The sequence below is a fragment of the Paenibacillus motobuensis genome (assembly GCF_039521865.1).
Classification (GTDB): domain Bacteria; phylum Bacillota; class Bacilli; order Paenibacillales; family Paenibacillaceae; genus Fontibacillus; species Fontibacillus motobuensis.
Map to the genome: position 1 here is coordinate 1 of NZ_BAAACX010000021.1, position 14189 is coordinate 14189.

At 45.8% G+C, this 14189-nt stretch carries 8 protein-coding genes and 1 pseudogene; 1 reads left to right on the forward strand and 8 read right to left on the reverse strand.

All coding sequences use genetic code 11. From position 1 onward, the window contains the following. The 5 genes and pseudogenes from ABD014_RS21330 to ABD014_RS21350 all read right to left on the reverse strand — a co-directional run. Positions 1–774: pseudogene (locus ABD014_RS21330) on the reverse strand (hypothetical protein); the annotation flags it as partial. 506 nt (positions 775–1280) lie between these two features. Further along, positions 1281–1718, reverse strand: a complete 438-nt coding sequence (locus ABD014_RS21335; protein WP_343864673.1) for a hypothetical protein — start codon at positions 1716–1718, stop codon at positions 1281–1283. 296 nt (positions 1719–2014) lie between these two features. Beyond that, positions 2015–2743, reverse strand: a complete 729-nt coding sequence (locus tag ABD014_RS21340) for a response regulator (protein ID WP_343864675.1) — start codon at positions 2741–2743, stop codon at positions 2015–2017. Next, positions 2736–3917 carry a sensor histidine kinase gene (locus ABD014_RS21345; protein ID WP_343864677.1) on the reverse strand — a complete coding sequence of 394 codons (1182 nt, stop codon included), beginning with the start codon at positions 3915–3917 and terminating at the stop codon, positions 2736–2738. Before ABD014_RS21345 ends, ABD014_RS21340 begins: the two co-directional genes overlap by 8 nt. Before the next feature lie 47 nt (positions 3918–3964). Continuing rightward, the gene (locus tag ABD014_RS21350; protein ID WP_343864679.1) at positions 3965–6706 is read right to left on the reverse strand and encodes a stalk domain-containing protein; all 2742 of its coding nucleotides are present in this window, start codon (positions 6704–6706) and stop codon (positions 3965–3967) included. A 583-nt stretch (positions 6707–7289) separates the two neighbouring features. Between ABD014_RS21350 and ABD014_RS21355 the strand changes: the two genes are divergently transcribed. After that, the gene (locus tag ABD014_RS21355) at positions 7290–7961 is read left to right on the forward strand and encodes a PDDEXK family nuclease (protein ID WP_343864680.1); all 672 of its coding nucleotides are present in this window, start codon (positions 7290–7292) and stop codon (positions 7959–7961) included. A gap of 377 nt (positions 7962–8338) precedes the next feature. Here the strand turns inward: ABD014_RS21355 and ABD014_RS21360 are convergent, their stop codons facing one another. The 3 genes from ABD014_RS21360 to ABD014_RS21370 all read right to left on the reverse strand — a co-directional run bounded on the left by ABD014_RS21360 (position 8339) and on the right by ABD014_RS21370 (position 14134). Next, entirely contained in the window at positions 8339–12274 is a 3936-nt protein-coding gene (locus ABD014_RS21360; protein ID WP_343864682.1) for a SwmB domain-containing protein, read from the reverse strand. A 183-nt stretch (positions 12275–12457) separates the two neighbouring features. Next, the gene (gene metK, locus ABD014_RS21365; RefSeq protein ID WP_343864684.1) at positions 12458–13660 is read right to left on the reverse strand and encodes a methionine adenosyltransferase; all 1203 of its coding nucleotides are present in this window, start codon (positions 13658–13660) and stop codon (positions 12458–12460) included. A 204-nt stretch (positions 13661–13864) separates the two neighbouring features. Further along, positions 13865–14134 carry an alpha/beta-type small acid-soluble spore protein gene (locus ABD014_RS21370; RefSeq protein WP_343864686.1) on the reverse strand — a complete coding sequence of 90 codons (270 nt, stop codon included), beginning with the start codon at positions 14132–14134 and terminating at the stop codon, positions 13865–13867. Positions 14135–14189 lie beyond the last annotated feature (55 nt).

Below are 14189 nucleotides of genomic sequence, written 5' to 3' on the forward strand. Positions count from 1 at the left end.
GGCGACAGTCGCCACGCCCGCGGTAAGCTGCACGCGCCCTTGCAGGTGCGCGTGTTGAACGGCGGAGCGCCACGCCGGGACAAGCTCCGGCAGGCGCTCCACCAGAAGCTGCTGCAGCTCCGCCTCCAGCAGCGAACGCCCCTCCAGCGCGGCTGCAATACGGCCCGCTAGCACCTCCATCTCTGCTTCCTTGGGCTGCGTGATCACCCCTACCAGATTCGCTCCATCCCGCGCCCTCCGCTCTAGCGTCTCTACTTGCAACGACTCAGCCTCCAAAGTCTCTTCGCCCCTAATTCCCCTACTAAAGGTACCTGAAGCTCCGCCATCTCCCCTCCCATACTGCTCCACTATCCTCTCACCAGATCGGGTCAGCCCTTTCCGCCTTGTCCACAACAGATCGCCAGACCTTAATCCCAACAAACCTTCCCCATCGTTAGGCCCACCTGCTCCCCCTTTTCTTTCTTGTTCAAGCTCTCCTTTAAGAGCTCCACGTATGTATTCATGCCATCGCTTCAGCTTCCAGTGATCCATCTCTGGCTTTGATTGAAATAAATCCCGCAGCTGCACTGCCCAACCGAGTGGCATAGACATGGATAACAGAATCATCCCTAAGCCTCTCTCGACCTGAAGCCCAGCTCCTAAACCATGCCCACCTTCCTTCGATATAAGCCATCCTCTCTCTTCCAGACACCAGCCTAGATCCGTACCAATATCGAGACTGATCCTCAACTTCCAGACCTTTTCCAGCCTAACCGCATATACAGCGACCTTCATCGCCTGTCCCTCCTTCAAAGAGTTTTCTTGCCTATCTAATTCTTTTTGCTCCAGTTCTCACAAGGGAACAAAGATATGTAATACGTTAAATGCATATATACACCTATTCGAAGACATTTGCGCTAAACCGATAATTTAACTGCATACGCGCAACTATTCCCTCACTTTCCCCTTACTAGCGACCCAAATCCTACAAATAACTGTATATTGGCATCTATCCGCCTAAAATCCACTCGATAAGCCTAAAATAGTTGCAACTAAGCACTTATATGGTGGACAGCCATCTAAGCATGCCCCGGACCACGCATCGGGTGCACAGGGAGAAATGCGAACGATGCACAAACACAGCCTCTAACAGCAACAACACCTCCCTCCATTTATCAACACAAAAAAGCACACTCCCCCGGCCTAAGCCATGAAAGAGTGTGCTTCACACTTTAAAAACGTTATATTCCGTTGTTATGCTAAAACCGCCGGAATCATAATTTCTGACGGATGCCATCTGGTCACACCTGAACATATGGTATTTTATTCGCCTCCCCAGGCGAACGAAGATCGATATAGAATCGATGCTCTGCCTCGTCCTGCTGCTCTTCCGCGGATAGCATATACCGCTTCATATCCTCTTCACTCACGGCTGCGAGGCGGGTAAGCTTCAGCTCCATCCCATTCTGATGGCCGAGCCGCTCTGCGATCGCTAGCGTATCGTCCTCTGATTCCTCATCTAGGACAGTCACCTTTACCACATTACCGCGCCACTGTCCATACCAAGACAGAGCCCTTAAATACCACTCCATTTGCTGTTCATGATTGTGGGTCACCAGAACATAATGCATCCGCTTATGAGTCCTGGACTGCATACGTAAATATTGTCCGTGTACCAAATGCACCATCGCCGCCGCTATACCGTAACCGAACAGAATCCAACCCATATATGGAAACATGGACTCACCTCCCTGCAGAGGTCGCTTAGACCGCTCACCCTCATCGGGAGGAACGGTTCGAACTCTCGCTTATACCGACAATATATGCCGCTTTCAGGAGGTCGGTTACTGGGCTCATTTGAAATGGACAGATTGCACAAATCACGCTATGATATGTACCCAACTTTACACCTATGCAAAATATCCAAAAGGCTATGAACTCGCCTCTCTTTTCAATTTAATGAATATAATGGAAGGCTCGGGCAACAAAAAGCCAGCTACTCCTATCATTGCCAATGCTCATACATCAGTAATAATTAAAGAGTAACCCATCCGAACTTGATCGCATTAATAACCGCTTGTGTACGATCATCAACATCCATTTTTTGCAGAATGCTGCTCACATGGTTCTTTACCGTTTTCTCACTAATGAACAAATGCTCGCCAATCGTCTTATTGCTACGGCCCTCAGCCATTAGCCTCAGTACCTCGGCTTCTCTGCGTGTCAAAGGATTATTATCACCGGCAACGAACTTGACTCCGGCCTCTCGTATCGCATTATCCTCCGAGATCGCACCTGTCTCACTCAAATATTCCATCCGTCGCAGCTGTTGAATCAGCTTGCCTGTTACCTTTGGATGAATAAAGGCGTTACCTTCGGCAACAGTACGAATCGCATTAATCAGCGACTCTGCCTCCATATCCTTCAATAAATAACCTGTCGCACCTTTGCGTAGGGTCTCGAACACGTAGCTCTCGTCATCATGAATCGATAGTATAATTACCTTCACTTCCGGCAAAGCCTCACGAAGCTCAGCTGTCGCATCGACTCCGTTCAATATCGGCATGTTAATATCCATAAGCACGATTTCCGGATCGTAAAGACGACAGCTCTCTAACACCTGAGAACCGTCACTGCACTCACCAATTACTTCGATATCCTCTTCCATATTTAATATCCGTTTCAATCCCTCACGAAACAATTGGTGATCATCAGCTAAGAGGACCTTTATTGCCTGCCCATCAGTTACATTGTGATTATCCATCTAGGTTCTCCTTTCCCTTATCTGTGTTTGTCGGAATGTGGATAATAATTTTCGTTCCCATGTTTTCCGTTGATTCAATGTCCATTCTGCCTTCCAAGAGTTCTACCCGTTCCCTCATGCCAATCAGCCCGAAGTGGGTATGTCCCTTCGTCTCTTGCTCCAGTTGATCTACTCTGAAACCGAGACCATTGTCTTGTACAACGATCTTGACGAGCTGGGCTTGGTAAGTAATATCCACGCCGACGAAGGTCGGACAGGCATGCTTAGCCGCATTGGTCAGAGCCTCCTGGATCAGCCGAAAAATCGCCGCCTCCATAGGAGAGGTCATCCGCTGTTCCTTGCCCTTCGTCTCAAAGGTAGCTCTGATCTTCGTTCTCTCTTCAAAATCATGTACATACTTCCGCACAGCTGGTATTAATCCCAGATCATCCAGGGCCATCGGACGTAGATTGAAAATGACCTTTCGCATCTCTTCCAAGCTGAAGCGAACTTGTCTTTTCAAATCTATTATTTCGTCCTGTACCATCTTAAATTCCTGCTTTGCGAGCATTCTTTCTACAATTTCCGTCCTAAGAACTAAATTGGCAAGTAGTTGCGCAGGCCCATCATGAATTTCTCGGGAGATGCGTTTGCGCTCTTCTTCCTGTGCCAAAATGATCTTAAGGCCTAACATCTGGCGATTTTTGGCTGATTCAAGGATTCTTGTCACTTGACCAAGCTCACCGGACAGGTACTCAAGAACTACGCCCATTTGCGCACTCACTGTTTCCGCGCGCTCTACTGATTTCTCTACACCGCGCACTCTTTTTTGCAGCTCATCGCGACGGGCCTTAAGATACATTTCTTTTTCCCGGTAGATTAATAGATCCAGTTGAAGCTGTGTAGCCTTCTCATAGGCCTGCTTGATATCCTCTTCATTATACCGCACAAAATCCAGGCTGACTTCCGTCAGCCCGATACGGGATCTGCGATAATTGATTTCGAGCTGGTCCACCTTTTCCACGGTCTCCGCGGTTTCCTTCATAACCTGTTGCAGCTCATTGTTCAGCGTCCTTAGCTCATCACGCGCAGATTCTAGTATTTGCAGGATTTGAATTTTACTATTCTCCATAACGCCTACGGCGTTCTTAATAACGCGATCAATCGCATCAGCCTGATCTTGATAATCCGCCACTTAGACCTACTCCATTTCCAAAAAACCGTCTATTACCAATTATCATATCATGATTCTAGGGTGATGGATTTGGTTTTCTTGTCCCATTTTACCACGATCCCTAGCTGTTCTGATACTAGACGAAGAGGGACCAGAGTCCTACTATCCACGATAATAGGCGATACATCTGCCTGTTTCTTGGAACCGTTAAGAATGAATTCCTTCTTGTTTACAGTAAGCTCAAGTACTGTCGTCTCCCGAGTTACGGTAATTTTCTTAGCCGTATTATTCCAGGTCGCGCTGCCGCCAAAAGAGTCAAGCACATATTTGACCGGAATATATGTCGTACCATTCTTCAACAATGGAGCTACATCCATACTCTTCTTCTGTCCATTGACGAGCATCGTCTTCTGCCCAATGGTCATCACTGCATTGGCGCTAGGCAAACCTGTGCCGCCTCCATCCGCAGCCGGAGCAGTGAAACGAATATTGTCAAAAGATACGCTGCCCGTAAGCGCACGCTCATCCTGGCCCTCTTCAAGATTCACAACATAGAGCCGTTTGAGCTTAGCCGGATATTTCATGGCGCTTGCCGTCAGATCGACCGTCATCGTTCTCCAGCCTGTGAAGTCAATCTGCTTGGTCAAATCGACATAGATGCTCTTGCCGTCCGCATCTGCGAACTCAGCGCGCAGCCAATTCAAGCTGGAATCACCCAGGACATCGATCGTCATCTTGGTGGAATCCTTCGGAATTTCTTTGCCGGTTGTCCCATTCAGCTGGGCGTAGCCAAATTTATTGCCTACCCCGCCAGTCAGATCATAGTCAAGCTTCAGGACTTTCGAATTTGCACGATCATCTGTCCCTTGCACCACCGCTGCAGTTCCTTTCACTTCAGCTGGCAAGCCTGTGAATGATACCGGATACGAGGTATTCTCAAAATTCTCCCAGATTTGCTCGGATGATGTAGTAAATACGATTGGCGTTCCGCTGAAGCCATCATATTTAGGTGTTGCATAGCCCATCTTAGCACCCGCATTCACGGATTGCACGGAGAGTACGCCATCCTTCACGCTTGCCTTCATGCCGGTCATTTCCCATTTCACCGCTTCTGCCGGAACCGTCACCGTGCTGCCATTCTTCAATGTAGCCGTTACCGCTACACTAACCGAAGTTCCTGCCTCAAGCGGCGCAGAGGAGATTCCTGCACTCAAGCTGTCCAGATCGCTGCCGCCAAGAACGGTAACATTCATGCTATTCTTGGCATCTCCGCTTACAGCGGTAATTTGCGATTTGCCGGATTTAACGGCTTTGAAGCCATCACCCGTCCAGGTTACATTCCCGTTATCCGACTTCCAGCTCGCTTGAATTCCTGAGGCATCGACTGGATTGTAGTACGTATCATATCCTTTCAAGCTATAGGAAGCTGTCTGCCCAATCAATAGAGTGGACGGACCGCTAACCTTCAGTCCCTTCAGCGTTCCTTGTGGAGCCGTCGAGAACACGCCAAGGCCATTCGCCACGGCACGTTGTCCCGCCGATCCATTCGAGGTCGTAAAAGTCAGTGTAGTTGAAGTCTCGGCAAGTGGACGCGTCGCCATCGTTGTCGACCCACCGCCGTCAAGATTTAGACCTTTCCAGACACCGATGCTAGTCATAAACTTCTGCAGCTCAGCCAGCGTCAAGCCGCTGCTGTTATTGTTCTTCTCCGCCGTAATGATGTACGCTGTCTTACCATCCTTCGAGTAGCCCACTGCAGTTCTCGCTACTGCACTGCTGCCGCTGATCGAAGTCGTCGGGCGGGTAAACTGTGAAGCCTTCCCCTGATCGACCAGCAAAGTATGACCGCCGATCATCATTTTAAGATTAGCTGGGTTGATCTCTTGACCACTAGTCAGAGAACGAAGCTCGTAATTGGTATCGACCTGCTGCCCAACGGATAGGTGGCTGGCAATATAATCCGCTGCTTGTCCATGAGCACGCAAAATATACCCATCCGCAGGCACGGGTCCCGGAATCGCTGATTTCATAGAAATCTGTTGAATAATACCGTTCTGAACCAATACCTCCGTAGGTGTCGTTGAGCTATCTGCAGGACGCGTCTCCGACTTCCACGCGCTCGTGTAGATATACATTTTATTCACATGGCTGTAGCCTTTATCCGGTTCCGTACGATATGCTTCCTGGTTAATGCCAGCTAGCGGGAAGGTCGATCCATCTGCAGCAAATACCGTTCCCGTAAACTCGAATCTATCAATCATTGGTGTCCCGTCATTCGTTACAGCAAACGCATACATCCCTTCCAGCTGAGAAGGGCTCGTGACTACTGTTCCCTGAGACACCGCTCCGCCCATTGCGACGCCTTGGCCGCTCATTGGGAAGAAGTCGCCATTAACCCCAGCTACGGCCCCTGTGTCATTCGTCATGCCTTGGACCGTCTGTCTAGTCGTTAATTGCCCCCCCTTGCCCGTCATAACATCCAGTTGTACATATGGATTGGTTAGATCGACTTCAATCACATCGGTCAACACTTTGACTTGCTTGCCCGAGCGTGTCGTCGTATATTGATATTTTACGAGTCTGGCACCCGATGTAATAATGTCATCACTCAGCTTAACTGTCTGTTCCGCTGCCGCATGTGCCCTCGAAGCATTCCCGCTAAATGGCCCCAGGCTTACTACAGGCTGGATCCATATCAGTCCGGCCATTGTTACCAGCATCAGCTTTTTCCCATGATTCGCTGCCATGCGTACCCACTTGTTCTCTTTTTCCGTCGCCTCTTGTCCAGTTACCTCTCTTCTGACTACCATGAAATTTGCTACTCTCCCATCTTTTATACAATAATCATTCCATCTATCTCTCTCACAACAATCTATTACACTATTAATAGACTACATTTCTCCAAAAAAGTTACGAAAAAGTAGTAATTTTCTTGGGAAAGGAGGAGAATTGGGGTAAGAGCTGGAAAGAAATCTAGAGAAATCCGGAAAAACTCCTTTTCTCTAACTTAATCGCTAGCTACTTTGGGGAATAAATGGAAATCATACAACTATTTCAGACGATACTCGCATTCTTCGAGAATTAGTTGTAAATAGTACAACTAAATTTCCCGTTTTGCTTCAAACTTGGGGTTTCAGATAATTTAACTGTAGGAAATCCAATTTTTTACACCCTTTTCTTATTAGCGAAAATCTAATTGTATAAAATACGATTAATGACCACCTGTCTCCTTATATCCCCATTCTGACTACCTTGCTCACATAGAAATCGGTTCATAAATCTGATAGAATTGAAGTAAATTTACATACCTAATGTGGCGTAGAACGTCCCACCATTTATCAGAATGGTCGGGACGTTTTTTCGTTCCATAATCATTCTCAGGAGGTATTAAGAATGAAATTCGAAGCAGCACATCAAGCCTTTATCGATAAGCATGTAGAACAGCGCACCGGTGAGCGCCGAGGCAGGCTTCTTCGCGGACACGGGCATGGGGAGACTCTATTTCTTAAAAAAGTCTGGTGGCCTCTTTTTGCAAACTTTGAGAATCTGCATCCCGAGTATGAAATCCTGGATTGGCGCAGAAGATCCTATTTTGGTGATTTTGCCTATTTACCCAAAGGCCTGAAGTTAATTATAGAGATTAAAGGTTACGGGCCTCATGTACAAGATATGGATAGGCAAAAATATTGCGATGAACTCAACCGCGAGCTCTTCCTACAAATCGCAGGGTTTCGGGTAATCTCTTTCGCGTATGATGATATCGCCCATCGCCCTGAGCAGTGTATCTGGCTGCTGCGCATGCTGCTCAGTAGATACCATCCTTCACATAAAAGTACCAATCTGTTATCACTTGCAGAACAGGAAATCATTCAATTTGCTATTTCCAGAACAAAGCCTATTCGTCCAGCAGACGTTATCCAACACTTGGACATTAATTACCGTACCGCTATCAAAGTCTTGAAATCTCTTGTCGATCAAGGTAAGCTTCAGGCTGTCTATTCAGGCAATGGAACAAGAATCCGTTATTATAAGTTAAGTGAACGGTTGGAATTCTACGAATTATGAACTGAAAGCCTATATATGCTTGCCTTATAACTAAACCATAGGGTCATAGAGTAAACCATCAACTATCTTTAGAAATAAATGCTTAAATACAACTATTTACCTCCAAACAGCTCATAACGAATGATTTAAGTGCGCATACGCAACTATTTTCTAAATTTCCGTTCTACGCTCCACGAATTCGCAGAGATAAGTGCATATATGCAACTATTCAACAGAAATCTTGGCATTTGTCCAAAATAGGTGTACATAAGCACTTATTCATCCATCGGGTTACTTATGTGTTATTGCGATGCCACTCATTCGCTTGCAAATATAGAGTTACTTACATAATAAAAAGGTTCAACCCACCCATATGGTGGATTGAACCTTCCTAAAACTTAACTATTCAACTTATCCAGCACCCGCTTTAGCATTACTGCAGCTTGAGCACGGGTAGCATTGCCTTGCGGCTGGAAGGTCGTCTGCGTCATCCCTTGGATGATGCCTTCCTGTACAGCCTTGGCGACGGTCTGCTTGTTCTGGATTTTCGCCGCGTCCTTGAATTTCGTCAACGTCTGCGTTCCAGTATTAGTAACCTCATACCCCGCATACTCCATCGCCCGCACCATCATCAGCGCCATTTGCTCACGAGTAATATTACTATTTGGCTTGAATGTTCCATCGGAGTTCCCGTTGATAATCCCAGCCTTAGCTGCTGCCCCAATGTAAGCTCCAGCCTCCGAGCCCGCGATGACATCCGGGAAGCGGCTTGCACTCGATTCATCCTTGGAAAGCCCCAATCCCTTGGCAATGAACATAGCGAATTCCGCACGTGTGATGTTCTTATCCGGTTCGAAAATAGCGCTGTTATTTGATCGCGGTCCCACGATTAATTTCCCAGCTAATTCTGAAATATCATTCTTAGCCCAATGCTTGTTAATATCGCTAAAGTAGCTGTAACCCACTATAGGCATAACGACAGAATTTCCAGTAACTTTTCCGGAAATAACCATGCCGGCTCCTTTATTCATTGCCTTCGATGGGGTATAAACAACTGCTTGCGTATTTGTATCGTATTTGACCAGTGATGCTGTACTTAATGGAACTTGTCTTGTAATTTTATAATATAACTTCCCAGTATGAGAAACTTCAGTCACTGCCGTACTTCCCGTCATTCCAGCCGAAACATACACCTCAACCGGGTTATTTAATTTAGATACGCTTACTCCACTGCTAGAACTTAATGGGGTATTAGTAGTTGAGGTAAGAGCCTCAAGCTGAATCGTAAGGTTCACCGAGCCAAAATACCCCGTATTTAGAGCCCTGGAAATATCCGTGAATGGTATTTCCTTCAGCGGTACCTCATACAACACATCCCCAAATTTTACACCTAACGAAGTAGTGTTCCCCGAGGTGTATGATTCCATTAAAGGATTTAGTGGTATTGAAACCTTAGCGGCCTTCTGCGTATTTGGAACCTCAAACACTAGAATCTTCTGGGGCTCATTAATGCCTGACAAGAAGCTTAACGAGCTTTTTAACTTTGCACTATCTAGAGTATACAAAGAGATGGATTGTCCATTCTTCGACTTGTCTGAAGAGGTCTGAGCAGCGTTAACAGGGAGCGTATAGCCATTGACCCCAAAATCATTATTCGCCCACTTCGTAAGATAACTTGGCTGTCCGTTATCACCAGGCGAAGTTGTCCCATCGGATAAATTCGTTACCGGTAAGTTGGTGTAGCCTTTCATCACATTATTATCATTATCGTATAACAACGTTCCACTGGATGTATATGTCACTACCACGTTCTGACCAGACTTCACTGAATTATATAACTTTATAGTGACAGCATCACCGCTCACGCTCACAGACTGTATGCTCTGGCTCAGACCGTCCACCCCGACGTAGAACTGATTTATCGGAAACACTGTGACCGATCTCAAAGTCTTATTATAACTAATCGTGATCGTATCCCCACGAACTACAGCGGAACGGATCCCTTCAACCACCACATTGTACTGTACAGGTTCCAAATTGATATATCCCGCCAGATTACCGTTCAAGTCAGCAATCCCGCCAATACCAGACACATAGGATACTGTCACATTCTGTCCCTGATTAAACGAAGAAGCTAGCGTCAGAATCACCTGATTAGACACAATTTCTACATTGGTTACATATACAGGTGAGTTGTTAACAAGCACAGAGAACTGACTTTTCATTGGGATATTCGTTGTTTTCAAAGCTTCGTTATAGGACAGAACAATTTTATTGCCTGAACCTTCTGCACTTGTAAACTCCGGTGGCTTCGTATCATAAGTATTGCGAACATAATAATCCTCAAAAGATGGGATATTCTGTCCACGATAATCTTGAAGCGGATAAGAACCAGGGTAATAAGAGACTTTTACATTATCTCCGTTAGATACAGAACTAGTTAGGTAGAGCGTGACCGAAGAACCGCTTTGATAGATACGATCGATCCCTCTGGAATACCCATCTACTGTTACACGGAACTGCTCATAGGCATAGGTTGAGACACTCTTCAGGGTATCGCTAAAATAAAGAGTCAGCGTACTGCCGGAAACAATGCCTTCCTTCGGCTTCGGCAGCACAGAATCAATGCCATTCGTTACATCCTTACTAGAAAAAGATGCAGCCACATTCCCGGATAAATCCTGAATCGGTCTTACTCCATTGGAAGTATATCCGACTCTTACATTTTGCCCTACAGCTACCCCCGTCTCCAAAGTCACATACACGCTCTCACTGGAAATATAAGCATTGCTGATGCGACGCGTCTCTCCGTTTACAGTTACCGTGAAGCTAGTGGTCAGTAGGTTAATGGATGAATCGAGCGTTTTATTGTATAACAGCCGAATCATCGAATTCGTATACATCGTTGCACTTTGCAATACTGGTGCAGTCTTATCTTTTGTTCCTGTTTGGAATGTCCAGCTTGATGAACCGTTTATCCCATTGAAAACTGCCCCCGTAACGGCATCCGCTACGGCACCTGAGGCAATATCGATATAATAGGTTGCACCATCTCTTAAATTAGCGTTTGGAGTAATGTACAGCTTATTACTAGATGCTGTTGTCTTTGCGGCTACAGATGTATTTGAGCCTTGCATCTTTAAAGTTACCTTTGATGCGTCTAGTAACGTGATATTGCGATTAAATGTAGCTGTCATATTGCTTGAGACGGATACATTCGTGCTGCGATCGCTAGGATATAGATTACTTATCGATAAGGTACCTGAGGCAGCCGTCGCAGTCGTAAAGGACCATGAGGTAGAAGGAGTATCGTTACCATCAGCATCCTTAAAAGCACCTTGCGGTACATTTACGGTATAAGTCGTATTATAACTTAGTTCTGGCCAATCAATCGCAATACTTGTTGTTCCCCCACCTTTTACATTAGAGGAAGTAACATCAATATTTGTCTTGCCGTTTTTGGACTCCACTGTAACCTTTCCGGCATTCGGGTATACCGGACGAGTGAAATTCAATTGCCCTTTCGTTTTAATATCAACTCCGCTAGCGCCATTCTTAGGTACTGTAGCGTTAGAGCCATTCCATCCCACTGCTGACCCTTGCACATTGAAATACCAGTCCTGAGCATTGCCAATTCCAGCGAAATACTGGTTATCGATATCTTTATATGCATTCTTATCGATCAATATATAATAACGTTCTCCTGGAACAAGCCGATCTACTGTAAAGGATTCCTTAGTGTCCCCTGCAGCTTTCGGTGTGAGTCTGACAGATTCATTCGTGGATGCTCGAACCAACGACACATTGCCGCCGCCAGCCCAGACAGGTTTATTAAACGTCAAACTGATTTCCTGTGAGGTTCCTGGTATCGTAGTACCCTTTGCAGGAATTAATTGGTCATTAATACTAACGGGTGGTTTACTGTTTGGATCACTTATTGTTGTAAAAGTCAGATTAATCGCTTCTGATTTCACGCTTTCTTTTGTAGCATCTACAAAAGCACCTTCATTCCCCACCACGCTATAAGTAGTGTTGTATTCTAAATCAGAAGGAAGACTTACTTCTATTGATCTAATGACATACCCTTGGGAAATAATCTTCTTCTCTGCAACCAAATTCCCATTATTGAATACTTGTATCGAGCCATCCCCCTCTCGAACATCACGATCAAAGGAAAGCTTGATGGATTTAATTCCAACTGGAACCCCTTTTTCCCCATTAGCAGGAGTCACCGCTACTTTAAACGATGTTTCTTCCGCTGCCGATGCAATCATCCCAAGCACCATATTCAGTACCAGGGTAACAGCTAGTATCACTGATAATCTTCTTCTCACTCTAGCAACCTTCCTCTCTCTATCTTTATGTAAAAAATGCCACACGGCAATGATACGCATACTTACTATTATTAACGGCAAAAAGCAATGCCGAGTTTAGAAGATACGCAAAAATAAAACGGATACTCACTCCCTAATAGAAATGAATATCCGTATATTTTATGTGATGTGCAAATTATAAAATTAAAGTCCAGCTTGCTCTTTCAGAACCTCCACCTTATCGAGACGCTCCCAAGGCAAGTCCACATCTGTACGGCCAAAATGTCCGTAAGCAGCTGTCTGACGATAAATCGGACGGCGTAGATCCAGCATGCGAATAATACCAGCTGGACGAAGATCAAAATTGTTGCGTACAAGCTCAACCAGCTTCTCTTCCGGAACTCTGCCTGTACCGTAAGTATCCACATTAATGGATACCGGACTAGCAACACCGATTGCATAAGCTAGTTGAATTTCTACCTTATCAGCCAAACCTGCAGCTACGAGGTTCTTCGCTACATAACGTGCTGCATACGCGGCAGAACGGTCAACCTTCGTCGGATCCTTACCGGAGAAGGCACCGCCGCCATGACGCGCATATCCGCCATAGGTATCAACGATAATCTTACGTCCTGTAAGACCTGCATCCCCTTGTGGTCCACCAATAACAAAGCGGCCAGTTGGATTAATATAGTATTTAGTCTCTCCATCAAGCAATTCTGCAGGAACTACTGGAAGGATTACTTGTTCTTTAATATCATGTTGAATCTGTTCCAATGTAATATCTTCAGCATGCTGAGTGGATACTACAATCGTATCGACGCGCTTCGGCTTGCCATCGACGTATTCGATAGTAACTTGAGTCTTGCCGTCAGGGCGAAGATAGTCCAGCGTACCATCTTTACGAACCTCGGAGAGACGGCGGGCAATACGATGAGAAAGTGCAATCGGGAGCGGCATTAATTCAGGCGTCTCATTCGTCGCAAAACCAAACATTAGACCTTGGTCGCCCGCACCAATGTTTTCCGTTTCCTTATCCATTTGTGTCGGATCACGATGTTCGAGAGCTGCGTTGACCCCTTGAGCGATATCCGCAGATTGCTCATTTAAGGATGTCAGCACCGCACAGGTATTATAGTCAAAGCCGTATTTGGCACGAGTATAACCAATTTCTTTAATCGTATTGCGTACGATTGAAGGGATATCTACATATTCCGATTTCGTGCTGATCTCACCGATTACAAGTACAAGACCTGTAGCAACGGATACTTCACAGGCTACCCGGGCATTTGGATCATTCGCCAGGAATGCATCAAGAACCGCATCGGAGATCTGGTCACAGATTTTATCCGGATGCCCTTCGGTTACGGACTCGGATGTGAATAAATGTCGCCCTTGAATGGACATTAAATCAACCTCCCCATATGGATAGTATGGCATTATATATTATGGATTAGCACCGAATAACGAGGAGTAAGGTCCAGACAGAACCTAAAAATCAAAAAATGAACCTTTTCCTGGGCGGAAAAGGTTGATTTGACAATCCTCAAAGTCATATTAGCGTATTTAGAAGTTCATGTCAAAATAAAATGGGACAATTCCTGATGGAACTTATAAGGAAAAGTTCCGTTCTGCCTGGGCTACAAGCCGCTTGGTGATTTCTCCACCTACGGATCCGGCTTCACGTGAAGTCAAATGTCCCCAGTAGCTTCCATTTAATGAGCCGCCTAAAGCTCCCAGCTCACCAGCAAACTCCGTATCTGCGCCTCCTGCACCGCCTGAGCTACCCACAGGCAACCCAAACTCTGCAGCGATTTCATATTTCCATTGATTCAGCACTTCACGGCTCTCCGGAACAATCTTACGGTTGCTTCTTGCCATAATTTGATACACCTCCTGATTATTGTGGATCAGGAATAGTATGTGTCCAGTACCT

What these genes read in the sequence shown, in the direction of transcription:
- ABD014_RS21335 (WP_343864673.1), bottom strand. Translation starts at nt 1,718, where the DNA reads ATGTTTCCATATATGGGTTGGATTCTGTTCGGTTACGGTATAGCGGCG.
- ABD014_RS21350 (WP_343864679.1), bottom strand. Translation starts at nt 6,706, where the DNA reads ATGGTAGTCAGAAGAGAGGTAACTGGACAAGAGGCGACGGAAAAAGAG.
- ABD014_RS21355 (WP_343864680.1), top strand. Translation starts at nt 7,290, where the DNA reads ATGAAATTCGAAGCAGCACATCAAGCCTTTATCGATAAGCATGTAGAA.
- ABD014_RS21370 (WP_343864686.1), bottom strand. Translation starts at nt 14,134, where the DNA reads ATGGCAAGAAGCAACCGTAAGATTGTTCCGGAGAGCCGTGAAGTGCTG.
- ABD014_RS21340 (WP_343864675.1), bottom strand. Translation starts at nt 2,743, where the DNA reads ATGGATAATCACAATGTAACTGATGGGCAGGCAATAAAGGTCCTCTTA.
- metK (WP_343864684.1), bottom strand. Translation starts at nt 13,660, where the DNA reads ATGTCCATTCAAGGGCGACATTTATTCACATCCGAGTCCGTAACCGAA.